The organism is Mesorhizobium sp. P2_C4, from assembly GCF_056404575.1.
In genome coordinates this window covers 103,612-129,636 of sequence record NZ_JBFUDT010000006.1, presented here as the reverse complement: position 1 = coordinate 129,636, position 26,025 = coordinate 103,612, and the positions used below count along the sequence as shown (strand labels likewise).

24 protein-coding genes and 3 tRNA genes are annotated in these 26,025 nt (G+C 61.9%); 16 read left to right on the top strand and 11 right to left on the bottom strand.

The annotated features are described in order from the left end of the window. Positions 1 to 36: 36 nt before the first annotated feature. From AC1DX6_RS22535 to AC1DX6_RS22525, 3 genes are read left to right on the top strand one after another with little or no spacing between them, the layout of a single operon-like run. A complete protein-coding gene (locus AC1DX6_RS22535) occupies positions 37 to 1,089 on the top strand; it encodes an ABC transporter substrate-binding protein (protein ID WP_477317395.1) in 1,053 nt (350 codons plus the stop codon). Continuing rightward, positions 1,089 to 1,862, top strand: coding sequence for an ABC transporter ATP-binding protein (locus tag AC1DX6_RS22530; protein WP_477317393.1), 774 nt, complete (start codon positions 1,089 to 1,091; stop codon positions 1,860 to 1,862). Before AC1DX6_RS22535 ends, AC1DX6_RS22530 begins: the two co-directional genes overlap by 1 nt. Beyond that, complete coding sequence (locus AC1DX6_RS22525; RefSeq protein WP_477317391.1) at positions 1,859 to 2,614, top strand: ABC transporter permease; 756 nt, start codon at positions 1,859 to 1,861, stop codon at positions 2,612 to 2,614. The genes AC1DX6_RS22530 and AC1DX6_RS22525 overlap by 4 nt, the downstream gene beginning before the upstream one ends. 4 nt (positions 2,615 to 2,618) lie before the next feature. Here the strand turns inward: AC1DX6_RS22525 and uxuA are convergent, their stop codons facing one another. Next, positions 2,619 to 3,803, bottom strand: coding sequence for a mannonate dehydratase (uxuA, locus tag AC1DX6_RS22520; RefSeq protein ID WP_477317389.1), 1,185 nt, complete (start codon positions 3,801 to 3,803; stop codon positions 2,619 to 2,621). Between the two features lie 98 nt (positions 3,804 to 3,901). Here uxuA and AC1DX6_RS22515 point away from each other — a divergent pair, with 98 nt between their 5' ends. Next, positions 3,902 to 4,687 (top strand): SDR family NAD(P)-dependent oxidoreductase, encoded by a 786-nt coding sequence (locus tag AC1DX6_RS22515; protein ID WP_477317387.1) that lies wholly within the window; start codon positions 3,902 to 3,904, stop codon positions 4,685 to 4,687. Positions 4,688 to 4,736: 49 nt separating this feature from the next. On the opposite strand, the gene AC1DX6_RS22510 is transcribed toward AC1DX6_RS22515, so the two are convergent. Beyond that, positions 4,737 to 4,812, bottom strand: a tRNA-Val gene (locus tag AC1DX6_RS22510). A gap of 217 nt (positions 4,813 to 5,029) precedes the next feature. Between AC1DX6_RS22510 and AC1DX6_RS22505 the strand changes: the two genes are divergently transcribed. The 3 genes from AC1DX6_RS22505 (at position 5,030) to AC1DX6_RS22495 (ending at position 6,140) form a co-directional block, all read left to right on the top strand. Then, positions 5,030 to 5,106 (top strand) — tRNA-Asp (locus tag AC1DX6_RS22505). A 117-nt stretch (positions 5,107 to 5,223) separates the two neighbouring features. Continuing rightward, positions 5,224 to 5,294: transfer RNA gene (locus AC1DX6_RS22500), tRNA-Asp, on the top strand. A 486-nt stretch (positions 5,295 to 5,780) separates the two neighbouring features. Further along, positions 5,781 to 6,140 carry a hypothetical protein gene (locus AC1DX6_RS22495; RefSeq protein ID WP_477317385.1) on the top strand — a complete coding sequence of 120 codons (360 nt, stop codon included), beginning with the start codon at positions 5,781 to 5,783 and terminating at the stop codon, positions 6,138 to 6,140. Positions 6,141 to 6,165: 25 nt separating this feature from the next. Here the strand turns inward: AC1DX6_RS22495 and rbsK are convergent, their stop codons facing one another. Genes rbsK through AC1DX6_RS22480 form a run of 3 tightly spaced genes read right to left on the bottom strand, consistent with a single transcriptional unit; the run spans position 6,166 to position 8,645 of the window. Further along, complete coding sequence (rbsK, locus tag AC1DX6_RS22490) at positions 6,166 to 7,095, bottom strand: ribokinase (RefSeq protein WP_477317383.1); 930 nt, start codon at positions 7,093 to 7,095, stop codon at positions 6,166 to 6,168. Positions 7,096 to 7,099: 4 nt separating this feature from the next. Then, positions 7,100 to 7,552, bottom strand: coding sequence for an RbsD/FucU family protein (locus tag AC1DX6_RS22485; protein WP_477317381.1), 453 nt, complete (start codon positions 7,550 to 7,552; stop codon positions 7,100 to 7,102). 34 nt (positions 7,553 to 7,586) lie between these two features. After that, positions 7,587 to 8,645, bottom strand: a complete 1,059-nt coding sequence (locus tag AC1DX6_RS22480) for an ABC transporter ATP-binding protein (RefSeq protein WP_477317379.1) — start codon at positions 8,643 to 8,645, stop codon at positions 7,587 to 7,589. 290 nt (positions 8,646 to 8,935) lie between these two features. Between AC1DX6_RS22480 and AC1DX6_RS22475 the strand changes: the two genes are divergently transcribed. The 4 genes from AC1DX6_RS22475 (at position 8,936) to AC1DX6_RS22460 (ending at position 13,062) form a co-directional block, all read left to right on the top strand. Next, the gene (locus AC1DX6_RS22475) at positions 8,936 to 10,597 is read left to right on the top strand and encodes an ABC transporter substrate-binding protein (protein WP_477317377.1); all 1,662 of its coding nucleotides are present in this window, start codon (positions 8,936 to 8,938) and stop codon (positions 10,595 to 10,597) included. A 96-nt stretch (positions 10,598 to 10,693) separates the two neighbouring features. Further along, complete coding sequence (locus tag AC1DX6_RS22470) at positions 10,694 to 11,815, top strand: carbohydrate ABC transporter permease (protein WP_477317375.1); 1,122 nt, start codon at positions 10,694 to 10,696, stop codon at positions 11,813 to 11,815. Between the two features lie 14 nt (positions 11,816 to 11,829). Further along, the gene (locus AC1DX6_RS22465; RefSeq protein ID WP_477317373.1) at positions 11,830 to 12,747 is read left to right on the top strand and encodes a carbohydrate ABC transporter permease; all 918 of its coding nucleotides are present in this window, start codon (positions 11,830 to 11,832) and stop codon (positions 12,745 to 12,747) included. Between the two features lie 3 nt (positions 12,748 to 12,750). Beyond that, the gene (locus AC1DX6_RS22460; protein ID WP_477317371.1) at positions 12,751 to 13,062 is read left to right on the top strand and encodes a hypothetical protein; all 312 of its coding nucleotides are present in this window, start codon (positions 12,751 to 12,753) and stop codon (positions 13,060 to 13,062) included. On the opposite strand, the gene AC1DX6_RS22455 is transcribed toward AC1DX6_RS22460, so the two are convergent. Together AC1DX6_RS22455 and AC1DX6_RS22450 are read right to left on the bottom strand one after the other, a co-directional pair. Further along, positions 13,051 to 13,794 (bottom strand): creatininase family protein, encoded by a 744-nt coding sequence (locus AC1DX6_RS22455; RefSeq protein ID WP_477317370.1) that lies wholly within the window; start codon positions 13,792 to 13,794, stop codon positions 13,051 to 13,053. The genes AC1DX6_RS22460 and AC1DX6_RS22455 overlap by 12 nt on opposite strands. Positions 13,795 to 13,797: 3 nt before the next feature. Further along, the gene (locus AC1DX6_RS22450) at positions 13,798 to 14,364 is read right to left on the bottom strand and encodes an SIS domain-containing protein (RefSeq protein ID WP_477317368.1); all 567 of its coding nucleotides are present in this window, start codon (positions 14,362 to 14,364) and stop codon (positions 13,798 to 13,800) included. A gap of 184 nt (positions 14,365 to 14,548) precedes the next feature. On the opposite strand from AC1DX6_RS22450, the gene AC1DX6_RS22445 reads away from it, so the two are divergent. Then, the gene (locus AC1DX6_RS22445; protein ID WP_477317366.1) at positions 14,549 to 15,571 is read left to right on the top strand and encodes an aldo/keto reductase; all 1,023 of its coding nucleotides are present in this window, start codon (positions 14,549 to 14,551) and stop codon (positions 15,569 to 15,571) included. Between the two features lie 81 nt (positions 15,572 to 15,652). On the opposite strand, the gene AC1DX6_RS22440 is transcribed toward AC1DX6_RS22445, so the two are convergent. The 4 genes from AC1DX6_RS22440 to clpP form a co-directional block, all read right to left on the bottom strand. Further along, positions 15,653 to 15,925: an HU family DNA-binding protein gene (locus AC1DX6_RS22440; RefSeq protein WP_112392385.1), complete on the bottom strand. Its 273-nt coding sequence runs from the start codon at positions 15,923 to 15,925 to the stop codon at positions 15,653 to 15,655. A gap of 198 nt (positions 15,926 to 16,123) precedes the next feature. Continuing rightward, on the bottom strand, positions 16,124 to 18,535 hold the full coding sequence (gene lon / locus AC1DX6_RS22435) for an endopeptidase La (RefSeq protein ID WP_477317364.1): 2,412 nt from the start codon (positions 18,533 to 18,535) through the stop codon (positions 16,124 to 16,126). Positions 18,536 to 18,795: 260 nt separating this feature from the next. Then, a complete protein-coding gene (gene clpX / locus AC1DX6_RS22430) occupies positions 18,796 to 20,070 on the bottom strand; it encodes an ATP-dependent Clp protease ATP-binding subunit ClpX (RefSeq protein ID WP_023759839.1) in 1,275 nt (424 codons plus the stop codon). Positions 20,071 to 20,365: 295 nt separating this feature from the next. Continuing rightward, on the bottom strand, positions 20,366 to 20,995 hold the full coding sequence (gene clpP, locus AC1DX6_RS22425; RefSeq protein ID WP_477317362.1) for an ATP-dependent Clp endopeptidase proteolytic subunit ClpP: 630 nt from the start codon (positions 20,993 to 20,995) through the stop codon (positions 20,366 to 20,368). Between the two features lie 341 nt (positions 20,996 to 21,336). On the opposite strand from clpP, the gene AC1DX6_RS22420 reads away from it, so the two are divergent. From AC1DX6_RS22420 to AC1DX6_RS22405, 4 genes are all read left to right on the top strand, one after another. After that, on the top strand, positions 21,337 to 21,927 hold the full coding sequence (locus tag AC1DX6_RS22420; RefSeq protein ID WP_477317361.1) for a hypothetical protein: 591 nt from the start codon (positions 21,337 to 21,339) through the stop codon (positions 21,925 to 21,927). Positions 21,928 to 21,976: 49 nt separating this feature from the next. Further along, complete coding sequence (locus tag AC1DX6_RS22415) at positions 21,977 to 23,419, top strand: pyridoxal phosphate-dependent decarboxylase family protein (RefSeq protein WP_477317359.1); 1,443 nt, start codon at positions 21,977 to 21,979, stop codon at positions 23,417 to 23,419. Between the two features lie 266 nt (positions 23,420 to 23,685). Continuing rightward, positions 23,686 to 24,933, top strand: a complete 1,248-nt coding sequence (locus tag AC1DX6_RS22410) for a cytochrome P450 (RefSeq protein WP_477317357.1) — start codon at positions 23,686 to 23,688, stop codon at positions 24,931 to 24,933. Between the two features lie 23 nt (positions 24,934 to 24,956). Continuing rightward, positions 24,957 to 26,024: a hypothetical protein gene (locus tag AC1DX6_RS22405; protein WP_477317355.1), complete on the top strand. Its 1,068-nt coding sequence runs from the start codon at positions 24,957 to 24,959 to the stop codon at positions 26,022 to 26,024. The last annotated feature ends 1 nt before the right edge of the window (position 26,025 follow it).

Below are 26,025 nucleotides of genomic sequence, written 5' to 3'. Positions count from 1 at the left end.
GAATCTAGCGAACGCAACATCCAACAGGAGCGAAAAATGAGTGGGAACCAACGCTACCAGACAAACCGCCGGTCCTTCATCAAGACCGGCCTGATCGGCCTCGCGGCTGCATCCTCGGGCATGCAGCTTTTGCTCACGCCAGGCGCGAAGGCGGCCGGAAAGGTCGTCATCCAGTATGACTGGCTGATGTCGAACGGCCAGATCGGCGACATCGCGGCCGTTGCCAACGGCTATTTCAAGGAGGCCGGGCTTGAAGTCGAGTTCAGCCCCGGCGGGCCCAATTCCGCGACCGTGCCGCCGGTGATTTCAGGCGCCGCCCAGCTTGGCCAGTTTTCCGAAACGCCACAGCTCTATGCCGCGCGCGCCAGCGGCGTGCCGGTGAAAATCATCGCCTGCGGCTTCCGCACCGGCCCCTATGCCTTCACCTCCAAGGGATCGAATCCGATCCGCGGCGTGGCCGATCTCAAGGGCAAGAAGATCGGCATCCAGCCGACGGCTCGTTTTGTGATCGACGAAATCCTGTCGAAGAACGGCTTGAGCGCCTCCGATGTCACCGTCGTCAATGTCGGCTTCGACAAGGCGCCGCTGATACGTGGCGACGTCGACGCCATCGGCGGCTGGATCACCAACACGCAGGCGCTCAGCGTCGTCGGAGATGACCGGGTCGACCTTCTGGTGCGCGATCTCGGGCTGAACTCCTATGCCGATGTCTACTTCGCCACTGACACCGCGATAGAACAGGATCCGCAGACGCTGGCCAAATTCATCGGCGCCGTGGCCAAGGGTTGGGGCTGGGTTCATGCAAACCCCAAGGAAGCGGTAAGCAAGATGGTCGCGGCCTATCCGGAAATGGACCTCGGCTGGGAGCAGAAAACCATCGATCTCGTGCTGAAGCTGTCTTTCGACGCCGCGACCGCCAAAGATGGCTGGGGAACATTCGACCCCGCCTCCATCGAAAGCCAGCTGGCGTTGCTGGACAAGGTCGGCCAATACCCGAACGGAAGGCCTGCCGCAGCGGACGTCTACACCACCAAGATCCTCGAATTGTCGGCCGCCGACCGGCCTAAGCTCGACGCGCCCGCCGCCTGATGGCGAACGCAATAGAAGCCCGCGAACTGGACGTCGGCTATGGCGGCCGGCAGACGGCGGTGAAAGTGCTCTCCGGCCTCGACCTTTCCGTTGAGGCCGGATCTTTCCTGTCGATCCTCGGGCCGTCCGGCTGCGGCAAGTCGACTTTGCTGCGCGTCGTCGCCGACCTGCTCGATCCGCTCGGCGGCACCATCAGCGTGCTTGGCGACACGCCGCATGCGGTGCGCTCGCGCAGGGATGTCGGTTTCGTCTTCCAGGATTCGACCTTGCTGCCGTGGCGCACGGTGCGCGACAACATCCGCCTGCCGCTCGAAGTCGGACAAGGCAGCGTGACCCGCAAGATCGAGGATCGCACCGACGACCTGCTCGACCTGATGGGGCTCGCCGGCTTCGGCGAGCGTCTGCCGCACCAACTTTCCGGCGGCCAGCGCCAGCGCGTGGCCATCGCCCGCGCGCTGCTCGGACAACCCAGGCTTCTGTTGATGGACGAACCATTTGGGGCGCTGGACGAGATCACCCGCAACCGCCTCAATGACGAGCTTCTGAACCTGTGGCGCCGCACCGGCACCACCATCCTCTTCGTCACCCACTCGATCGCCGAAGCCGCCTATCTCGGCGAACGCGTCATCGTGCTTGCGGCCAATCCAGGGCGCCTGGTCAAGGATCTCGACATGCGGCCGTTCAAACAGGACGGCAACCGCTGCGCGCGCGAGGATCCGGCGATCGTCAACGCCATGGCCGAATTGCGCGGCGCGCTGGAGCGGGCCTCATGAAGCCGGCTCCCTTGTCGCCAACGCTTGCCGTCACCCTGCCTGTGTTTGGTGCCGCGTCGATCCTTTTCGCCTGGCAGGTCCTTCTCCCGTGGCTGGGTGTGCCCGCCTATATCGTGCCGACGCCGACGGCCATATTCGGCGTATTTCAGAAGAATCAGGCGCTGCTGCTCGCCAATCTCAAGCCGACGCTGATCGAGGCGCTGGCCGGTTTCATCATCGGCAATCTTGCCGGCGTGCTGCTTGCCGTCTTGTTCGTGCACAGCCGCATCCTGCAGGCCGCCTATTTTCCGATCGTGCTGTTCTTCAACACCATCCCCATCCTGGCGCTGGCGCCGATCATCACCCTGATCTTCGGGCTCGGTATGACGCCGAAGATCGTCATCGCGGCGGTGATCTGCTTCTTCCCGACACTGGTGAACATGATCCGCGGCTTGGATTCGGGCAGCGACAATGAGCATGAGCTGTTCCGGGTGCTGTCGGCGACGCGCTCAGAGATTTTCTGGAGCCTGCGCCTGCCGCGCGCGCTGCCGATGCTGTTTTCCTCGCTGCGGATCGCGTCGGCCACCGCCGTCATTGGCGCCATCGTCGGCGAATGGATCGGCTCGGACAAGGGTTTGGGCGCACTGATCATCCAGGCGAGCTTCAACTACCAGTCGGACCGGCTTTACGCGGCGATCGTGCTGTCGTCCTCGCTGTCGATCGCGCTGTTCGCTATCGTGGTTCTCGTCGAGCGCCGTGTCATACGATACTGACAGATCAAGCCAGCCCGAAGCGGTCCACCGCCCGCATGATGCCGCGCAGTTCGGCGAGGCCCTTGAGACGGCCGATCAGTGAATAGCCGGGGTTGATCCTGGTCTTGCCGATGTCGTCGGCAAGCAGATGGCCGTGGTCGGGGCGCATCGGGATGCGCCAGTCCGCCCTGCCCTCCTCGCGCCGGCGCCCCTCTTCCCGCATCAGCGCCAGGATCACCGACGCCATGTCGGTAGAGCCCTCCAGGTGTTCGGCCTCGAAGAACGAGCCATCGTCTTCGCGGGTGACGTTGCGCAGATGGGCGAAGTGGATTTTCGATCCGAATTCTTCGATCATGGCGACGATGTCATTGTCGGCGCGCGTGCCGTAGGAGCCGGTGCACAGCGTCAGTCCGTTGGCGGGACTGTCGACCGTATTCACAATGAAGCGCGCATCATCGGCGGTCGAGACGATGCGTGGCAATCCGTAGAGCGAAAACGGCGGATCGTCGGGATGGATGCACATGCGCGCGCCGACTTCTTCCGCGACCGGAATGATCTCTTTCAGGAACCAGGCAAGGTTGGCGCGCAGTTCCACCGGGCCGATTGCCGCATAGTCGGCGAGCGCATCGCGCATCGTCTGCCTGTTGTAGCTGCGCTCGGTGGCGGGCAGCCCGGCAATGAGATTGCGTTCTATTTTGTCGATCTGCTCGTAGCTCAATGTTTTCAGCCGCGCTTGCGCCTCCGCGATGCGCGCCGGGCTGTAGCTGGCCTCGGCGTTGCTGCGTTTCAGCACGAACAGATCATAGGCAGCGAAGTCGATGGCATCGAAGCGCAAGGCGAAGCCGGTGGTCGGCAGCCGATACATGAGATCGGTGCGGGTCCAGTCGACCACCGGCATGAAATTGTAGCAGATGGTCGAAATGCCGGCCTTGGCCAGGGCGCGAATGGTGTCCTTGTAGAAGCCGGCATAGCGCTGCCGCTCCGTCGAGCCGATCTTGATCGAGTTGTGGACTGGGATGCTCTCGACCACCGACCAGGTCAGCCCCGCGGCCTCGATGATGCGCTTGCGTTCAAGGATGTCGGCCAACGGCCAGGCGCGGCCGTCATAGATGTTGTGCAAGGCCGTCACGACACCCGTCGCCGCTGCCTGCCTAACATGATCGAGCGTGACCGGATCGTCCGGCCCGTACCAGCGCCAACATTGTTCCATAAAGGTCCCTTCCGCAGCGAAGCCAAAACCGTATTGTTGGACCATAGCCGGACTCGAAACTTCGGCAATCCCGACGACGCGATGATGGAGCTTGAGCCATGAAGGATTTCGACGGCAAGATCGCCCTAGTGACCGGAACGACCGGCATCGGCCTGGCAAGCGCCAGGCGCCTGGCGGCCGGAGGTGCGGCGATAATCGCCTGCGGCATCGATGGCAGCGCAAACGCGGCGATGCAAAGGGAATTGGATGGTTCCGGCGCAAAGGCGCTGGTGGTGACGGCAGACGTTTCCCTGCCCGATCAGGTGGCCCGGGCGATCGCTGCCGGCGTCGCGCGCTTCGGCGGACTGGACGTCATCGTCAACTCGGCCGCCGTGCACCCTTATGGCACGGCGACGAGCACGGATTTCGAAACCTGGAACCGGGCGATATCAGTCAATGTCGGCTCCATCTACCTGACCGCCCATTTCGGCATTCCCGAAATGATCAAGCGGGGCGGCGGCGCCATCGTCAACCTGGCGTCTGTACAGGGCCACGCCTGCCAGCAGAACGTCGCCGCCTATGCGACGACAAAGGGAGCGATCCATACGCTGACGCGCTCGCTGGCGCTCGACTACGCCCGGCAGGGAATCCGCGTGAATTCGGTCAGCCCGGGATCGATCCGCACGCCGATCCTGGAAAAAGCGGCGCGCGGCGACAGCGGCAGCGACGCCGACATCGAAGCCGCCTTCAAACGCTTCGGCGAAGCGCACCCGCTTGGCCGTATCGGCGAGCCGGAAGAGGTGGCGGAGCTGATCGCGTTTCTGTGCTCATCCAAGGCGGGCTTCTGCACCGGCGCCGACTACAAGATCGATGGCGGCCTGACCGCCGGCCTCGGGGTCAAATAAGAACCCGGATCGCAGCGATCCGATCATTCAATCCAACAGGACCTGTAAATGGTGGGCGATGACGGGCTCGAACCGCCGACATCTTCGGTGTAAACGAAGCGCTCTACCAACTGAGCTAATCGCCCGCTCCGGCGCGGACCTTTAAGCGGTCAGGACAGGCTTCGCAAGGCCAAATGAACAGGCGGCCCCCTCGCCAGCGGCTGGTTTTGACAACAAAATCCCGCTTGTCAAAAAACCTTCTCTTGTTTGCTGTTATGCTGTCCAGGTGCGCTTGACACCCGGTGGCGAACCCCTTATCCACCGCCCCAACGACGAACACGGCTGACACGTGCTCGTCAACGCGCGGGTGTAGCTCAGTTGGTTAGAGTGCCGGCCTGTCACGCCGGAGGTCGCGGGTTCGAGCCCCGTCACTCGCGCCATTTCTCTTCAAGGGTCACGATCCTTGGTGCCGGAGAAATGTCGACGTTGATGTCAAAAATGCCTTCTTGAATGCGTTAGTTCAGATCGATCGCTTGTAGCGATCGATAACAGCGCCGGGTGTAGCTCAATCGGTCAGTGTGCCGGCCTGTCACGCCGGAGGTCGCGGGCTTGGACCCCGCTCGCACCATTTCCCTCGATGCCTTCCGCTTTCCGTCTGTAGATCAGGCGGACGACGAGGCCGATGTATCCAAGCTGAAGAATAGCCATTGCAAGAACAGCCCAACCGAGGGCCTTCCAGACTGAACCAGTTTCCATGTCGGCCCAGATTGCAACGGTGAACGACGTTGCGAACATGCCCACCAGAAATTGCGGAAAATACATAATGGCCCAGCACCCAATGTTTCGGCGATTCGGGCGGCTTTCAAATCGGCAGCTAAAGAGCCCGCCGCTTCATTTTGAGAAGCGGCGGGGCCCCCAGATTGCCCCCCGATTGCCCGGCGGCGATGGATGCCCCCGGCATTGCTGACACTGCAATTGCGGTGCCAAACAAGGTGACCCATTACCGGACACTTGTGCCAATGGCGCAAGACCGGATTGCCGATTAACATTACCTGTGGCTAATATGCCACCCTGGTCGGAAGGGACTAAGGTGGCTAGGTTTCTGGCAGGCTTGTTGGCCGCGATGCTGGTGGCGTCGGCAGGCCGATGCTGGTCCAACGATACCTCTAAGCAAATCTCCGAAGACGCACTGAGACTGATCAGCGCCCAGATGTATTCTGGCGTTCTGAGCCAGGAATGCGCGCACGGACGGCGCTACAAGCAAAGCCGAATCGAGAATGGCTTCAAAAGGCACCTCGACGAAATGAGGCTGCAGTTGATCGCGGATGGGTACACAATCGTGCCCAATACGACAGAGAACAACTCGCGGTGGACTCTTTCGGAGATGGCATTTGACGCCAAACGGCGGCTTGGCATCCCGCGCCAATTCGGCTGCCTTGATGCCTATTGGCTCGACGACGATCCAGACTGGTAAGGCCGCATATGGGACATGGTCGAGATCAAACCTTCGCCCGTAGTGCCTCGACCTCCTGCAGCGTCGGCATCGACGGCGCCGTGCCCGGCCGGGTCACCGAAATACCGGCGACGGCGCAGGCGAAGCGCATGGCTTGCAACGGTTCCACGCCTCGCGACAGCGCCGCGGCCAGGCCACCATTGAAAGCATCGCCCGCACCTGTCGTCTCGACCACCGGGCCGGCATTGACTGCGCCGACATGGTCGGAACGATTTTTCGTGTGCAGCAGCGCGCCTTTTTCGCCCAGCGTGACGATGACGGCGCCGACGCCCTTTTCAAGCAGGCTGTCGGCGGCGCGGCGGGCGTCGTCGATGGAGGAGACCTTGATGCCGGTCAATTCCTCGGCCTCGGTCTCATTGGGCGTGACATAGTCGCAAAGCGTGTAGATGTGATCCGGCAGCTTTGCCGCCGGCGCCGGGTTAAGGATGGTGGTCACCCCTGCCCCGCGTGCGATCTCCAGCGCCCGCGTTGCTGCCTCGATCGGCTGTTCGAGCTGGGTGACGAAGACGCCGGCCGAGCCGATCAGGCCGGCATGGGCGTCGATATCGGCGGGTGAAATCAGCATCGCCGCACCGGGGCTGACGATGATGGCGTTGTTGCCGGTCGCCTCCTCGACGAAAATGTAGGCCGCACCGGTGTAGCTTTGCGGCGTCTCAATGACGGCGCTCTTCACACCGGCCTGCGCCCAGGTTTGCCTCGCCATTTCGGCAAAGGGATCGACGCCGAGCCGCGTCAGGAAGGTAACGTCGGCGCCCAGTCTGCCGGCTGCCACCGCCTGGTTCGACCCCTTGCCGCCAGGGCCGAGCTTGAAGGAGTTGCCGAGTATCGTTTCGCCCATGCGTGGCTGGCGATCGGCGCGATAAGCGGTATCGGCGACAAAGACGCCCAATATGATCACAGGTTTGCCGGCGGCCATGGTGTTACTCCGCGTCCGGCGGGACAACGCCCTTGCGGAAGGCAAAGCAGCCATAGAAGCGGCGCTCGCCGGTCTGGATGACACAATAGGCTTTCTTGGCGCGCTCATAGAAGGCATAGCGCTCGACAGAGATCATCGGCCAGGCCTTGCCCTCGGCGGCGTCGATCTCTCTTTGCACTTCCTTTTGGACGGGCGGAATTTCATCCGGCTTTCCGACGATCTCCATGCGAGCGGCCGCATCGTCGACGAACGTATCCAGCGGGTAGAGCGACAGCACCGCCTTGACCACATCCGCCGCCGACGCGTCGATGCGCAGCAGCTTGCCGAGCACGGTCTGGCGCGCCACCGAATCAGCGGGGAAATTGGTGTCGGCGATGATCAAATCGTCGCCGTGTCCCATCGCCCGCAGCGCCTGCAGCACATCGGCATTGAGCAACGGGTTGATCCCTTTGAGCATTTAATTCCTCCCGAACGGATATTGGGGTGTGAAATCAGAGCCGGTTGCCGGTCTCTGCGTCGAAGAGATGCACCTGGTCAAGCCGCGGCTTCAGATGCAGCGTGTCGCCCGGCTTGAAATCGTGGCGCTCGCGAAACAGCGCCACCATCTCGCCCTCGCCGAAGCGCAGGAAGACCAGCGTTTCGGAACCGGTCGGCTCGACCACCGAGATCTTGGCGGCAACACCGTCAGGGTGGATTTCGAGATGCTCGGGTCGCACGCCATAGACGACGCTGCGCCCGTCCTCGACCTTGCTGTTGGCGGCGATCGGGAATTGCGTGCCGGCGATCTCCACGACGGGCTTGTCGCCCTTCTTCACGACGCCCTTGAGCAGGTTCATCGACGGCGAGCCGATGAAGCCGGCAACGAACAGATTGGCCGGCCGGTCAAACAATTCCAGCGGCGCGCCGACCTGCTCGATGCGGCCATCGCGCATGACCACGATCTTGTCGGCCATGGTCATGGCCTCGATCTGGTCGTGGGTGACATAGATGGTGGTGGTCTTCAGTCGCTGGTGCAATTCCTTGATCTCGGTGCGCATCTGCACGCGCAGCTTGGCGTCGAGATTGGAGAGCGGCTCGTCGAACAGGAACACTTGCGGGTTGCGCACGATGGCGCGGCCCATCGCGACGCGCTGGCGCTGGCCGCCCGAGAGCTGGCGCGGATAGCGCTTGAGATAGGGATTGAGGTCGAGGATGTCGGCGGCACGCTTGACCCGTTCGGCAACCACGGCCGGGTCGGTTTTGCGCAGTTTGAGGGCAAAAGCCATGTTCTGCTCGACCGTCTTGTGCGGATAGAGCGCATAGTTCTGGAACACCATGGCGATGTCGCGCTTGGCCGGCGGCAAATGGTTGACGACACGATCGCCGATGGCGATCGTGCCGCCGGATATGGTTTCCAGCCCGGCCACCATCCTCAGCAGCGTGGACTTGCCGCAGCCGGACGGCCCGACCAGCACCACGAACTGCCCGTCGGCGATATCGACGCTGACACCGTGCAGCACCTTGACGGTTCCGAACGCCTTGGCCACATTGCTGATCGCGACTTGAGCCATCACTCCCCCTATCGTTTTCGGTGAAGCTAGCCATTGCCAACGGTTAGGGCAAGCCAGTATCTTATAGATAAAAATCCGCCCTTGTTGACAAGGTAATCGATTACGCGAATAGTGCGAGTGCCAATCCGACAGCCGGCCCTTTATCCGGTCAACGGAACTCCTGGCGACGCAGGGTGGGGTCCCAAGTCCCCATATGATATAGGAGAACCGCAGACGTTTCGGCGTCTGAGATTGGCATATCAAATTCAAGTTTGGTCAAGTCACGACTGTTGTTCTGGGAGGAATGGTAGATGAGAGTCGGTCTTTACGAAAAATTGCTCCGCGCGGGGGCGACCCGACGCGACATACTCAAGGGAGCGGCCAGCATGGCCGCGCTCTCGGCGGCATCGGGTGCCGGCCTCGGCGCATTGACGCGTCCGGCTTTCGCCGATGATCTGCGCGCGCAGATCCTGCAGGTTCCGGGCGTCGGCAAGGGTCAACCGACCGACGCCGACTTCCAGAAGGTCGGTGAGATGTGCCTTGGCGCCACCAAGGCCAGCGTCAAGCCAGGCGAGTTCGCCGGTGTCGAACTCACCTTCATGGGTCTCAACAACCAGAACCTGCACAATGTGCTGTACCGCGGCTTCCTGAAGGCGTGGGAAGACTACACGGGTGCCAAGTTCACCTGGATCGATCTGGCGCAGGCCGACTACGGCGCGCGCCTGCAGCAGTCGATCGCCACCGGCACCGTTGACTTCGACGTCATCGAAATGGGTGCGCCGTTCGAAGGCGATGTCTGCGGCAAGGGGCTGGCCTCCGAGATGCCGGACTGGGTCAAGAAGCAGATCGATATGGACGACCTGGTCAGCTATCTCAAGCCGCCTGTCGGTACCTGGGATGGCAAGCAATACCGCGTGACGGTGGATGGCGACTGCCACAATTTCAACTATCGCACCGATGTCTTCTCTGACAAGGATCTCGGCGACGCCTGGAAAGCCGCCGGCAATACGACGCCGTGGGGCGTGCCGACCACCTGGCAGCAGGTGCAGGCCGTGACCAAGTTCCTCAAGGGCCAGAAGTTCAAGGGCCAGGACGTCTACGGCTATCTCGACGCGCCCAAGGCCTGGGGCGGTTTCGGCTTCTACTTCCTTGGCAGCCGCGCCACCGCCTATGCCAAGCATCCCGACGACAAGGCCTGGCTGTTCGACGCCGACACGATGAAGCCGCGCATCAACAATCCGGCCTGGGTGCGTGCCATCCAGGATGTGATCGACGCGCTGCCTTTCGAACCGGCCGACCAGATCAACGCCGATCCGAACACCACAGGCTTCAGCCAGTTCCTCGCCGGTACCGGCTCGATGATCCCGTGGTGGGGCGACATCGGCTCCAACGCCAAGACCAACGATTCCTCGGTCATCGGCGACACGGTCGGCTTCTCGATCCTGCCCGGCTCGGACGATGTCTACAACTCCAAGACCGGCAAGTGGGACACGCTGGCCAGCGGCCCGAACTTCTCGCCGAACTGCGCCTATCTCGGCTGGGGCGTCTACGTCATGGCTCGCGTCGACAGCGACGAAAAGAAGAAGAAGGCGGCCTGGTCGGCTGCTGCCCATCTTGGCGGCAAGGACCTGTCGCTGTGGTGCGCGGCGTATCCGTCGGGCTTCCAGCCCTACCGCAATTCCCATTTCAACATTCCGGAATGGGTGGCCGCCGGCTATGACGAGGCCTTCATCACCTCGTATCTCAAGTCGGAAGCCGACAGCTACAACCACCCGAACGCGGCGATCGAGCCACGCATCCCCGGCATCTTCCAGTATTACAGCGCCGCCGAGGACATTTTGGCCAACACCTTCGCCGGCAAGATGAAGGCGCAGGAAGGCGCCGACGCCATCGCCGCGGCCTGGGAGAAGCTGACCGACCAGCTCGGCCGCGAGAACCAGATCAAGCTCTACAAGGCCTCGCTTGGCGTGTAGGCTGATCGTATAGTGAACAAGGGTCCGGCGGTGAAAAGCCGCCGGACCTGACCGGCCAGGCCGATCGTAGGGCCTACTTGTGAATGGACGAGACGCGTGGCTGACCAGACCTTGCCCACCAATGCATGGCCGGCAAACGCCGTTCCATCCGATCTGATAGCACCGGGCCGCAAGCGGCTCGGCCGGGCGTTGATGGCCGTTGCGACGCTCGGTCTCTTGGCAATCATCGCAGTCCAGATCTTGTACAAGACTGAAGTCGACGCCATTGGCTTCGAGACCTGGCGGCCGATCGTCTATGCTTACATGCTTTGGGGCGTGGCAATCGGCATAGGCCAAGTGCTGACGCGCGGCGAAGATGGCCAGCGCGCGCTGTTCCTGCTGCCGGCACTCTTGTTCACCATCGCCATGGTGATCTTTCCGACCCTGTTCGGCTTCTACATCGCGCTTACCGACTGGAACCTCAGTTCCATCACCGGCCGGAAATTCAATGGGCTCGACAATTTCTGGCAGATGCTGGCCGACCCGTACTACCGCAACGCGCTGTTCAACATGGTGCTCTACGTGCTCGCCGTGCTGGTCGAATATGCCATCGCCTTTGGCCTGGCGCTGCTGCTCAATGCCCAGATCCGCGCGCGAAAGTTTTTCCGCGTCGTCTTTCTGATGCCGTTGATGCTGTCGCCGGTGGCGGTGTCGTGGATGGTCGGCAAATCGATCATGGAATATCGCTTCGGGCCGGCCGCGACGCTGGCGCGCACTCTCGGCTGGGAAAACCCGGCCTTCTTCTCAGACCCGATCACCGCCCGCATCTCGATCATGGTTCTTGATGCCTGGACCTTCATCCCGTTCATGATGATCATGCTGCTCGCCGGCCTGCAGGCGATGTCGCGCGAGGTGCTCGAGGCGGCGCGCGTCGACGGCGCCACCGCCTGGCAGACCTTCTGGCAGGTAACGTTTCCGCTGATGTTGCCGGTGTCGGTGACGGCGGTCATCCTGCGCATCATCTTCAAGCTGAAGCTGGCCGACATCATCATCACCGTCACCTCGGGGGGCCCAGGTGGTGCGACCGATTCCGTCTCCAGCTTCATCTACCGCGAGTACCGCGACCGCTCGAATGTCGGCTACGGCACCATGCTGGCGATGGCCTATCTCGTCATCATCGTCGTGTTCGTGACGTGGCTGTTGAAATTCGCCAACCGCTTCGTGCGCAACGTCAATTAGGGCCGGCGGCTACCATGAGCGTCCAGACCACCGACTATTCCGCTTCCGAAATCCGCTCGCCGATGAGCTTCATCGCCAACCGCGTCTTCATCTACGGCGCGCTCGCCTTCTGGGCCTTCATTTGCCTGTTCCCGATCTACTGGACGATCACCACCTCGTTCAAGACCGCCGTCGACGTCACGCAAGGGCATCTGATCCCGTTCGTCGATTTCCAACCGGACTGGAAGGGCTGGCGCTCGCTTGGCCTGTCGCCGGACTCGATCTTCCGGACCTCGACGGTGCGCGACGAGTTCCTCAAGCGCTTCATGAATTCGGTCATCACCTCGGTCGGCGCGTCGAGTCTGGCCATCATCATCGGCAGCCTGGCCGCCTACGGCCTGACGCGCTACCGCTATCACTTCGCCTGGTTCAAGAACGAGGACATCTCCTTCTTCTTCCTGTCGCAGTTGATCCTGCCGCCCGTGGTGCTCGCTCTGCCCTTCCTCGTGCTCTACCGCGAAGTCGGCCTGCTCGACACGCGCATCGGGCTGATCCTGCTCTACACGTTGATGGTGCTGCCGATCGTCATCTGGATCATGCGCGACCAGTTCAACTCCATTCCGGTCGAACTGGAGGAGGCAGCCTTGGTTGACGGCCTGTCGATCTGGGGCGCCTTTTTCCGCATCGTCATGCCGATCGCACTGCCGGGCATGGTCGCCGCCTTCATCCTGGCGATGGTGCTGTGCTGGAACGAGTATTTCTTTGCCGCCCTTCTGACCTCCACCGATGCCAAGACCATTCCGGTCATGGTGGCGAGCCAGACGGGCTCGCAAGGCATCAACTGGTGGTCGATGGCGGCACTCGCCACCGCCGCAATCGCGCCGCTTGCCGTCATCGGCATCGCGCTGGAGCGCTATCTGATCATGGGCATGACGGCGGGAGCCGTGAAATAGGCGATGGCCGGCCCGTACTGGTTCGCGCGCAACATCCGCGTTGGCTACAAGGGTTACGACCGCTACGGCAAAGGCGTCATGCCGATCGCCTGGCAGGGCTGCGCGGTGATCGCCGGCTTTGTGGTGGCGATGGTGGGTGGCGGCCTGTCCATGCTGCTGACCGTGCTCTACACCAAGTCGTTTCCGCTCGGCATCGCGCTCTTCGCCATCCTGGCAATCGCCGGCGGCGGGACGTTCATCTGGGCAGTGACGACCAAGAGCGACCCGGACAAGTCGATCGCCGAGTACAGGGCGGAGAGGCGGCTAGTCCCTTAAGATCAGGCGCAGGTGATCCATGATCATCGCCACGCCCATTTGTCCCAGTTCCGCCGAGGCGTCAGGGGCGCTCGCCGTGTACCAGCCGGTGTTGGCGGCGAAATGGCCGGCGTCGACCGCTTCCGGGCATAGTGCCAGCATCAGCGATGTCTCGCCGATACCGGCATGGTCAAACGGGTACTTTGTGTTCATGGCCGCCGGCATCAACGGATGCACCTGCACCCAATTGAAGAAATTTTCACCCACGGCGTGTCCGGAATAGTAGTCGGCCATCGCCTGCGATCCCCACCAGCCCTCGCCGCGCTCCTTCTCCAAAAAGCGGAAGATCGCCTGGCGGCCGGCGGTCTTGAAGGCGAGATCGGTCGGCATGCCGGCTGCAAAATTCTCGGTCTGGTGGTGGATGATGGCGCGAATGTTGCGAAAGCCGATGCGCAGCAGGCCGTAGAACAGATCCTCGGCGAACGGCGCCAGCGCATTGCCGCCGATCTGCACCGAGCCGCTGCCTTCGGGCGGCGCCACCGCGTAGCTCGCCGCGCCATAGTAGAAAGGCGGCAGGATAACGATGTCGGCCTCCTTTTCGAACAGGTCCAGCATCTTGACGACCGCCAGCGTGTCCATCCCGACCGCCATGTGCTCGCCATGGTATTCGAGCACGCCGAGCGGCAGCACCACCGGCCAGTTCTCGGATATCGCCTTGCGGATCTGGTGCGGCAGCATCAATTCGTAGCGCATGGTCTATTCCATATTGGTGTGGCGGGCCCGCATCGCTTCGGGCGTTGCGCCGGTGATTGCCTTCAGCTTCAGCACCATCACTTTGAACAGCAGGAACAGCGCGCCTTCGAACACCGAGCCCATCGGCAGGACAGACGTCTTTGCCGGCCCCTGGTCGCGGGCCATGGTCTGCGCCGGAATGAGCAAGGTGAAGTCGGCACCTTTTGCCGCGCTGCTGCCGGCCTCGGCGGTGAGCAGCAGGATGGTTGCACCAGCTTCGCGCGCGACCTGCATCAAGGTCAGCACGGTCGAGGTTTCACCCGGGCCGGAGCTGACCAGGAAGACATCGCCGCTGCCGAGCGGTGGCGTGTTCATGTCGCCGACCACCGACACCGGCAGGCCGAGATGATAGAGCCGCATGGCAAAACCCTTGACCTGCAGCGCCTCGCGGCCGCAGCCATAGGTCACGATCTGCCTGGCGCCCGCGAGCATGGCGCAGGCGGCATCGATGCGGCCTTCGTTGACCCGCGCCAGCACGGCGCCGAGCTCTTGTAGCGCAGTCGCAAACATATCCGAGCCGGTATTCGTCATGAGGGTCCCATCTGTCTGCCAAGGCTGTGGCTGGAGATTCCTGGTTGCGCTCTTCCGGGGAAACGCTTGTTTTTGTTCATGCTATCACCGCGAAAATGCCTGTCCAACCGCCGTGGCGGCTTTTGCTGTGCCTCCGGCGTGATAGTGTCATGTCAGACAAATCAATCCAGGATCTCAGCAGGACATGAAGACACGGCATTTCGACCGCATCGGCAATGGCGGCATCGGGTTCACGGAACTCGGCTTCGGCACGGCGCCGCTCGGCAACCTCTACCGCGCCGTCTCCGACGAGGACGCCAATGCGACGCTGGAGGCCGCATGGACGACCGGCTGCCGCTACTTCGACACCGCGCCGCTCTATGGGCTCGGCCTGTCGGAATCGCGCCTCAATCCGTTCCTGCGCGGCAAGAAGCGCGACGACTATGTGCTGTCGAGCAAGGTCGGCCGCATCATGCGCGCCTGCCCGCCGGAGCAGCGCACCGGCATCGGCAAGTTCTTCGACACGCCGTCGCGCCGCGAGGTCTACGACTACAGCTATGACGGCGTCATGCGCTCCTTCGAGGCCTCGCTGGAACGGCTCGGCGTCGACCGCATCGACATTCTATTCGTGCATGACGTCGACATCTTCACCCATGGCAGCAAGGAAGCCTCGGACCAGCGCATCGACGAGTTCATGGCCTCCGGCTATTACGGGCTGCTTTCGTTGCGCGACCAGGGCGTGATCAAGGCGTTCGGCGGCGGTATCAACGAATGGCAGGTCTGCCAGACGCTGGCCGAGCGCGGCGACTTCGACCTCTTCCTGCTTGCCGGGCGCTACACGCTGCTGGAACAGGAGGCGCTTGCCACCTTCCTGCCGCTCTGCCAGAAGCGCGGCATCGGCATCGTTCTCGGCGGACCCTACAATTCCGGCATCCTGGCCACCGGACCCAAGCCTGGCGCCTACTACAATTATTCGGAAGCGCCGCAGGACATACTCGACCGTGTCACCCGCATCGAAGCCGTCTGCAAACGCCATGGCGTGCGGCTGATCGAGGCGGCGCTGCAGTTCCCGCTGCTGCACCCTTCCGTCGTCTCGGTGATCCCCGGCGGCCAGCGGCCGAGCGAGGTCGAAAGCAACCGCTCGCTGCTCGATGCACAGCTGCCTGCGGCCCTGTGGGCCGATCTCAAGCAGGAGGGGCTGATGCGGGCGGACGCGCCGACGGCGTAGGCCGTCGCGCCCTCACTGCGCACAAAAAGAAAAGCCGGGGCAAGCCCGGCTTTTCATGTTCTCTGAAAAGAAAAAATGGTCTTAGTTGACCGCGTCCTTGAGGCCCTTGCCGGCCGAGAATTTCGGCACGGTGCGCGCCGGAATCTTCACTTCCGCGCCAGTCTGCGGGTTGCGGCCAGTCGACGCCGCGCGCTTGGAGACGGTGAAATTTCCGAAGCCGACGAGCCGTACATCGCCGCCCTTCTTCAGTTCGCCAGTGATCACGGAAAACACCGCATCGACCGCCGACTGTGCGTCACCCTTCGAAATGCTCGCGGATTCAGCGACAGCGGAAACCAGTTCGTTCTTGTTCATAAAAATTCCCTTCCATGAGAAAAACCGGAACTCTTCGACTCATCCGGCAGGAAAGGGACTTTAGAAAGAAGCGTTCCGGCAACCAAGTCAAAAAGCTTGAAAAAAGTTGGAAAAAGCCCGGAAAAGGTGGGTTTTTCACATGAAAAAGCCGGGCGCGAAGCCCGGCTCTCTCTTTGTGCACTGCACCATTAGCAAAAACTAATGTGCAAGCGACTTTCCTGCATCGTCCGCCGTGTCGGTCGCAGCCGGCGCGTTCACCGGCTCGACCCACTCGATCGGCTCCGGCATACGCACCAGCGCGTGCCTCAGAACCTCGCCGACGCGTGAGACCGGAATGATTTCCATGCCGTTCTTCACGTTGTCCGGAATCTCCGCCAGATCCTTGGCGTTGTCTTCCGGGATCAGCACCTTCTTGATGCCGCCGCGCAGTGCGGCGAGCAGCTTCTCCTTGAGGCCGCCGATCGGCAAGATGCGGCCGCGAAGCGTTATCTCGCCAGTCATCGCCACGTCGGCCCGGACCGGAATACCTGTCATTACAGACACGATGGCTGTCGCCATGGCAGCACCTGCAGATGGACCATCCTTCGGCGTGGCGCCTTCCGGCAAGTGCACGTGGATGTCGCGCTTGTCGAACAGCGGCGGCTCGATGCCGAAATCGATGGCGCGCGAGCGGACATAGGAGGCCGCCGCCGAAATCGATTCCTTCATCACGTCGCGAAGATTGCCGGTCACCGTCATGCGGCCCTTGCCGGGCATCATGACGCCTTCGACCGTCAGCAGTTCGCCGCCGACTTCCGTCCAGGCGAGACCGGTGACGACACCGACCTGATCGTCAGCCTCGACCTGGCCGAAGCGGAAGCGCTGGACACCGAGGTAATCGGCGAGGTTCGCCGCCGTGATGCTCACCGTCTTCTTCTTGGTCTTCAGTATCTCGGTCACCGCCTTGCGGCCAAGCTTCATCAGCTCGCGCTCAAGGCTTCTGACGCCCGCTTCACGGGTGTAGGTCTGGATGATGCCGCGGATCGCGTCCTCGCCGACGGAGAATTCCTTCGGCTGCAGCGCGTGATCGCGGATCACCTTGGGCATCAGGTGACGCTTGGCGATTTCGATCTTCTCGTCCTCGGTGTAGCCGGCGATACGGATGATCTCCATGCGGTCCATCAAGGGCGCAGGGATGTTCAGTGTGTTCGCCGTCGTCACGAACATCACGCTCGACAGGTCGTATTCGACCTCGAGGTAATGGTCCATGAACGTCGAGTTCTGCTCTGGATCGAGCACCTCGAGCAAGGCCGACGACGGATCGCCGCGGAAATCCTGGCCCATCTTGTCGATCTCATCGAGCAGGAAGAGCGGGTTGGACTTCTTTGCCTTCTTCATCGACTGGATGACCTTGCCGGGCATCGAGCCGATATAGGTGCGGCGATGGCCACGAATCTCGGCCTCGTCGCGCACGCCGCCCAGCGCCATGCGGATGAACTCGCGGCCGGTCGCCTTGGCGATCGACTTGCCGAGCGAGGTCTTGCCGACGCCGGGAGGTCCGACGAGGCACAGGATCGGCCCCTTCAGCTTCTTCTGGCGGCTCTGCACGGCGAGATACTCGACGATGCGGTCCTTGACCTTGTCGAGGCCGAAATGATCGGTGTCGAGCACGTTCTGCGCAAAAGCCAGGTCCTGCTTGACCTTGGAGTTCTTGCCCCACGGTATCGACAGTATCCAGTCGAGATAGTTGCGCACGACGGTCGATTCAGCCGACATCGGCGACATCGTCCTCAGCTTCTTCAGTTCGGCTTCCGCCTTTTCGCGGGCCTCCTTGGAGAGCTTGGTCTTCTTGATGCGCGCCTCGATCTCGGCGGCCTCGTCGCGGCCGTCCTCGCCTTCGCCGAGCTCCTTCTGGATCGCCTTCATCTGCTCGTTGAGGTAGTATTCGCGCTGCGTCTTCTCCATCTGGCGCTTGACGCGCGAGCGGATGCGCTTCTCCACCTGCAGGACGGAGATTTCGGCTTCCATAAAGCCCATCGCCTTTTCCAGCCGCTCCTTAACGGAAAGCGTGGCCAGCATCTCCTGCTTCTCGGGGATCTTGATGGCAAGATGCGAGGCGACCGTGTCGGCGAGCTTGGAATAGTCGTCGATCTGGCTGGCGGCACCCACCACTTCGGGCGAGATCTTCTTGTTCAGCTTGACGTAATTCTCGAAGTCGGTGACGACCGAACGCGCCAGCGCCTCAACCTCGACCTCTTCCTCTTCCGGCTCGACCAGCGCCGCGGCGTGGGCCTCGTGGAAGTCGGGACGGTCGGTGAACGAGACGATTTTGGCGCGCGAAGCGCCTTCGACCAGCACCTTGACGGTGCCGTCCGGCAGTTTCAGCAATTGCAGCACATTGGCGAGCGTGCCGATGTCAAAGATGGCACCGGGCTCGGGATCGTCATCGGCGGCATTCATCTGGGTGGCAAGCAGGATCTGCTTTTCCTGACCCATCACCTCTTCCAGCGCCTTGATCGATTTCTCACGCCCGACAAAGAGCGGAACGATCATGTGCGGGAACACCACGATGTCGCGCAGTGGGAGGACTGCGAAGACGCCGTCGCTGGGTGCCTTGGATACTTTGGCCATTGTCCAACCTTTCATGTCGCGGCCACCAATCGGCCAACCGCGAATCTCATATTAACGACCGGGGGTCGTTCCGCCTACCACCGTTTGTGACGGGAGTTTTACAGCACAGAACTCGGCCCCGCAGCCTTCTTTTGTTAGTTGGATGCACGAGGGGCAAAGATCAAGGGCCAGCACAATCCGTTCGTCACAACGCGGCACATCCGCAACAGCAAAACGGCGCCTCGCGGCGCCGTTTCAAAAACTTCGACTGCGGGCTCACGTCAGGCGCTGACGTTGCCCTTCTTTTCCTTCTGCTCGGAGTAGATGTAGAGCGGTCGGGCGCTGCCGGTAACCACCTCCTCCGAAATAACCACTTCGCGAACGCCTTCGAGTGCGGGCAGCTCAAACATGGTGTCGAGCAGGATCGCTTCCATGATCGAGCGTAGGCCGCGCGCACCGGTCTTGCGCTCGATGGCGCGCTTGGCGATCGCCGACAGCGCATTCTCGTGGAAGGTCAGGTCGACGTTCTCCATCTCGAACAGCCGCTGGTACTGCTTGACCAGTGCGTTCTTCGGCTCGGTCAGGATCTGGATCAGCGCCGGCTCGTCGAGATCCTCCAGCGTCGCCAGAACAGGCAGACGGCCGACGAACTCGGGGATGAGACCGAATTTCAGCAGATCCTCAGGTTCGACCAGGCGGAACACGTCACCGGTGCGGCGATCCTCCGGCGAAGCGACGATGGCGCCGAAGCCGATCGAGGTCTTTCGGCCGCGATCGGAGATGATCTTGTCCAGTCCGGCGAAGGCGCCGCCGCAGATGAATAGAATGTTGGCGGTGTCGACCTGCAGGAATTCCTGCTGCGGATGCTTCCTGCCGCCTTGCGGCGGCACGGAGGCAACCGTGCCTTCCATAATCTTCAGCAAAGCCTGCTGCACGCCCTCGCCCGACACGTCGCGGGTGATCGAGGGATTGTCGGACTTGCGCGAAATCTTGTCGATCTCGTCGATGTAGACGATGCCGCGCTGGGCGCGCTCGACATTGTAGTCGGCCGACTGCAACAGCTTCAGGATGATGTTTTCGACGTCCTCGCCGACATAACCGGCTTCGGTCAGCGTCGTCGCGTCAGCCATGGTGAACGGCACGTCGATGATGCGGGCCAGCGTCTGCGCGAGCAGCGTCTTGCCGCAACCGGTCGGGCCGATCAAAAGGATGTTCGACTTCGCCAGTTCGACGTCGTTGTTCTTACCGGCATGCGCGAGGCGCTTGTAGTGGTTGTGGACGGCCACCGACAGCACGCGCTTGGCGTAAGGCTGGCCGATGACATAATCATCGAGAACCTTGAGGATCTCCTGCGGTGTCGGCACGCCCTCGCGCGACTTCACCATCGAGGTCTTGTTCTCCTCGCGGATGATGTCCATGCAGAGTTCGACGCACTCGTCGCAGATGAAGACCGTCGGACCGGCGATCAGCTTGCGCACTTCGTGCTGGCTTTTGCCGCAAAACGAGCAATAAAGCGTGTTCTTGGAATCACCGCTGTTGTTGCCGACCTTGCTCATTTTCATGTCCTTTCATGGCCGCCCGCCGATGGTCTGGCTGAAAGGGCGCATATTCAATCTATCGCGGGAATTCGCCGCCGCCAGTGTCCCGGCTCCCGCAACGTATTCAGTACGAAACACAAATCAGAAAACGTGGCAATGATTCGCAACGACCCCACGCAAAGCTAAGCCGTCGAAACTCAACATAGCCTTAACGTAGGCAATCCTACCCGTCGAGGGAACAGCCAATTGTGGCCGAAATGCCGCAAGCCGCGCCAAAAGCGCTTGATACCGCCATCCAACTGCCACGGATCGCTTATGCGGCAACACCTTCGACCGGCTCTCGCGACGAAATGACCTTGTCGATGAGGCCGAAATCTCTGGCTTCGTCGGCGGTCATGAAGTGGTCGCGATCGAGGGTTTTCTCGATTTCCTCGTAGGTCTTGCCGGTGTGCTTGACATAAACCTCGTTGAGGCGGCGCTTCAGCTTGATGATGTCCTGGGCGTGGCGCTCGATGTCGGAAGCCTGGCCCTGGAAGCCGCCGGAAGGCTGGTGAACCATGATGCGGGCATTCGGCGTGGCAAAGCGCATACCCTTCTCGCCGGCAGTGAGAAGCAACGAGCCCATCGAGGCCGCCTGGCCGATGCACAGCGTCGACACTGCCGGCTTGATGAACTGCATGGTGTCGTAGATCGCCATGCCGGAGGTGACGACGCCACCCGGCGAATTGATGTAGAGGTTGATTTCCTTCTTCGGATTTTCCGCCTCGAGGAACAAAAGCTGTGCACAAACCAGCGTCGCCATGCCGTCTTCGACCGGGCCGGTGATGAAAATGATGCGCTCTTTCAGCAGTCGCGAGAAAATGTCGTAGGCCCGCTCGCCGCGATTGGTCTGTTCGACCACCATCGGAACGAGGTTCATATAGGTTTCGACGGGGTTCTTCATGGACTATCCCTTTTTGAAGGTGGGATTCCGGCGCCGGGGGATGAGCAAGTCGGGCAGAATCGGTTCTGGATCGTTGAGATGTAAATAGGATGTCGGCTCACCCTTGCGCAAGGCCGACCGGCCTAGCCATCCGGTTAAGTCGAATTAAGGTTGCCAAGCAGGATCTACCGATGGCCTTATCATCGTCGCTGCCATCTCGTCGAGCCGGCGAAACCACCGCCAGGTAGCAATTCCTTAACCGCATCGCTTAACGAAACCGGGCGAAACCACTTTTCGCCGGCCCGGCTTCCCCTACAATTCAACGTTGAGCTTGCGTCTGGAGTTCAAACAGGGGGAGTACGATGTTCAGGAAAACCGCTTCCTTCACGATCGCCGGACTGGCTGTTCTCGGCACCATCCCCAGCACGGCGGCCGGCGGCCGCGCCGTCGAATGCTACGAACCGGTCCACAGTCCGGCTGTCTACGATACCGTCTATGAAGACGTAATGGTCAGCCCGGGCGGGCAGTTGGTCGACTACGACCCGCCGATCTATGGCACGCTCGAGCGCGTCGAGCAGATCGCGCCGCCCCGCGTCACCTTTGAGGTGGTGCCGGCCATCACCCGCACCGTTTACAACACAGTCAAGGTCGACAATGGCGGCTACGCCTGGGAATGGCGCGTGATCCACGGCCGCAAAGTGCTGTGCAAGGTCTGGCGCAAGGCTCGCTACGCGCGTGTCGCCGAAACGGTGGTGGTTGAACCAGCGCGCACCCGGCGGGTTGTCCTGCCAGCCGAATATGAGAGCGTTGCCCATGAAGTGCTGGTGCGACCGGAGCGGCGGCGCATCACCGAGATTGCACCGTCATACCAGAGGGTGGCGCGGCGGGTGGTGGTGCAGGAAGGTTCGACCAGCTGGCGCCGCGTGCATATTCCGCACCACTGCCAGTATTAACTGGATAGACGCCGATCCAATGTCCACCACACGGGCCTAATGATGAGGGTTGCTGGATTTCTACCCGGAGCGTAGCCTGCGCTGCGGCAAGATTTCGGTTGAGCTGAGGGACATGGGCGACCTCGAAATTTCCGATGAACAACTATCGGGTTTTGCAGAGGAGGCTCTGGATCTCGCCAAAAGCTATTGGGCGTCGCTTGAGGAACGTCGGGCATACCCATCGACCAGCGGCAAACATACGACCGAACTCTTCTCGCGGCCCTGGCTGGAGGATGGACGGGGTCAGGAGGTCCTGCAGGACTTCAAGTCAATCACAGAGCATGTGCGACCTGCTACCGGTAGATTCTTCGGTTACGTCGTCGGCTCAGGCGAACCGATCGGCGCGGTGGGTGAATTGCTCGCTGCGGTGCTTAATCAGAATGTGACGTCATGGCGATCGGCTCCGGCGGCGACATCGATCGAACGCGCCGTTGTCGGATGGTTGGCGCAAGCCGTCGGCTGCGCCGAATTTACAGGCAGCCTGTGCGGTGGCGGCTCGACGGCCAACCTCATGGCGTTGGCGATGGCGCGTGAAGCGAAGCTCCCAGCCAACGAAACAGGCACACGGCCCTGCGTGGTCTATGCCTCCGAGCAAGTGCACATGTCCATTCCGAAGGCTGTCGCCCTGCTGGGCATTGGCAAAAGAAACCTTCGCCTGATTGCTGTCGACGACAAACTCAGAATGCGACCGGACGCCCTGCTGGCCGCGATTGCCGCCGACCGCGAGGCCGGAAACGTACCCATCGCCATCGTGGCCACGGTCGGCACCGTCGTCTCCGGTGCCATCGATCCCCTCCCCGAAATTGCAGACATCGCCCGGAGCGAGGCGCTGTGGATGCATGTCGACGGTGCCTATGGTGGACTGGCGGCGCTGGCCGTACCGGAGAAATTCCAGGGGTTGTCTTTGGCGGATTCGCTGTCGCTCGACGCCCATAAATGGCTGTATCAGCCACTCGATTGTGGCTGTCTGCTCTATCGTCATCCAGACATTGCGCGCACAACTTTCTCGCACAGCGACGACTATGTCAGGACATTGAGCGAAGATCCCCTGGAAGCATTCGCTTTCTTTGAGGAGTCGATCGAGCTCTCTCGCCGTTTCCGTGCGTTGAAGCTCTGGATGTCGCTGCAGTATCACGGACGCCGCGCCTATCGCGAAGCCATCGCGCGCGATCTGCACCATGCCCAAATGCTGGCGCAGACAATCGCGTCGCATCCGGAACTGGAACAGCTTGCGCCCGTGTCGCTAAGCGCTGTCTGTTTCCGTCACCGCTTGAAGGACAATGAAGCGATCCTGCGTCGCGTGATCGCGCGAGGCCGCGTGTATCTGTCGAATGCAACGGTCAATGGCCAGTTCGCACTGCGAGCGTGTTTCGTCAATCATCGAACGAACCCGGATGACGTGCAGGCGATTGTGTCCGAAGTCATTGCTGCCGCCGACGAGCTCAATCGCTGAGCCACCGGTGAGGCTTCGACCTTGGCTTGCGCTCAAGCCACCTCTGCCCGCAGCTATGCCTTCAAACCCGCGACATCGCCGTCGCCGATGGCCCTTGCCACGCGCCTGCCGACGGCGGCGCCGAACTTGCAATACCCGCGCCGACCACGATCACATTCATCAAAACCGTCTTTTCCGCAGCAGCATGGGCTGGCTCAACGCATTGGGCAGTCGGGCGCCAACATACGGTCTGGCGCCTGTCTGGCAAGCCGCGCTAATGATCTGGAATGACCGATTTGACGCCACCCTACCTGGCCTTTGATCCAGCCAGCCGCCATGTGCGATTGGATCCACACGAGCCGGCTTTTTTCCAGAACCCTTACGAGGCCTATGCCTTTTTGCACGGCGTTTCGAACGCCTTCTTCTGGGAAGACTACGGCTTCTGGTGTTTTGGCGGCTTCGACGACGTCAACCGGCTGTTGCGCGACCGCCGTTTTGGCCGCCAGAACCCGGCAGGCATTCCCGACAGCCGCGGCGTCGGCCAGGACCGCACGCATCTCGCCGCCTTCGACGGCATCGAGGCGAATTCGATGCTGGAGCTGGAGCCGCCGGTGCACACCAGGCTCAGAACGCTGGTCAACCGCGCCTTCGTCTCGCGCCAGGTCGAACGGCTGAGGCCGCGTGTCGAGGCGCTCGCCAACGAATTGATCGACCGTTTCGGACCGGACCAGGTCGACCTGCTGCCTGCCTTCGCCGCACCCTTGCCGATCACGATCATCGCCGAAATGCTCGGCGTGCCGGTCGAGATGGGGCCGCAACTGCTCGACTGGTCACATCAGATGGTGGCCATGTACATGCATGGCCGTACACGCGAGACGGAGGAGACGGCCAATCGGGCTGCCCGCGATTTTTCCGATTTTCTGCGTGGCTACGTTGTCGAGCGACGCAAAAAGCCGGGCGACGACCTCTTGTCGCTGCTGATCTCGGCGCAGGAAGACGGCCAAAAACTCTCGGAGGACGAACTGGTATCCTCGGCCATCCTGCTGCTCAACGCCGGCCACGAAGCGACCGTCCACCAGACCGGCAATGCCGTTCGCTCGATCCTGGCGCAAGGCGGCGACCCCAGCCGCTTCTTCACCTCGCCGGAGGCGACCGCGGCAACCGTCGAGGAATGCCTGCGCTTCGACGCGCCGCTGCACATGTTCCTGCGCTATGCCTATGAGAAGATCGAGGTCGGGCCAGGGATCGTGCTAGAGCCCGGCGACAAGATCGCGCTGCTACTCGGCATGGCCAATCATGACCCGCTTGCCTTTGCCGAGCCTTCTGCCTTCAGGCCCGGCCGCGCCGACCAGAAGAACGTCTCGTTCGGCGCCGGTATCCATTTCTGCATCGGCGCGCCGCTTGCCAGGCTGGAATTGCAGGTGTCGCTGAAGACCTTGTTCGAACGGCATCCGCGGTTGCATCTTGCCGAACAGCCGCGCTTCCGCGACACTTATCACTTCCATGGGCTGGAAAGGCTCGCCGTCAGGTTTTGATCTCGCGAGCCGGGGGTCGCGACATGAGACTGTCTTTGACGCGGGCGACGGTATTCGCCCTGGCGCTGGTGTGCGCAGGCATCGCCGGCGTGTTCGCCCAGCAACAGCCTGAAAACATCCCGCAGGAAAACAGCGACGCCATAGCCAGGGCGATGGCCGGCAGACTGCTCGAACGCCAGACGGGTGCGGCCGTGCCCGCGGACAAGTTCTGGGCCTATGAGGTCGATTTCAATCTCGACGGGTTTTCCGAACTCTATGTCTATGTCGCGGATCCCGCTTGCGACGGGGTGAAGTGCGGGCTGTTCCTGTTCGTGCTCGAAGGCGACAGCTACCGCGAGGTTCTGGGCGACATTCCAGGCGCCAGGCTGACGGCCACTGACAGGGTCGCGCTCGGTGCCTTCAAGCGCAACGGCTTCATCGACGTGCAACTCGACCAAAAACTGTTTGGCTGGACCGGCGATCGCTATGCTGACGTCTCGACCTTCCCCGCCACGTCGCTCGACGGTACCGCCTTCATCGCCGCCTGCCAGAAGAGCAAATCGAGCGAACAGCCTGAGGAAGGCGAGGCCGAACAGGTCGCCAGCGAATGCCAGTGCCAGGTCAACCGGTTTCAGGCCATCAGCTTCTCGCAGGCCGACCTCGACCAGTATGCCGCCTCCCTGGGCGAGAACTTCGACTATCCCACGGGTGACAAGGAGAAGGCCTGGCTGGCCGTCTCCAAGGACGCGGGCGATGTCGCAACCGGCTGCGAGGTCGTCGCCGGCAAGAGCCAATGGCAGCCGGCCTATTTCAATCACGGCGACCAGCAGCAGGAGAGACTGAGCTTCGATGGTTTCATCGACGCTTGCCCAAGCCAGGATTTTATCCTCGCCAACCGCAAGATCGGCTCGCCCGATCGCGCGCTTGGCCTATGCGGTTGCCTTGCCCGCGAAATGCCAACCCAGGGCGTCACGCAGGTCGGAATGGACCTGTTGGCACAGTACTATCGCGACGAGATTTCCGATGCGGATGTCGAAGCAGAAGACGCCGATCTGCTGGCAAAGCACGACAAGGCTTCCGAAGCCTGCCTCGGCCAGTTTCCAGCGAAGTAGG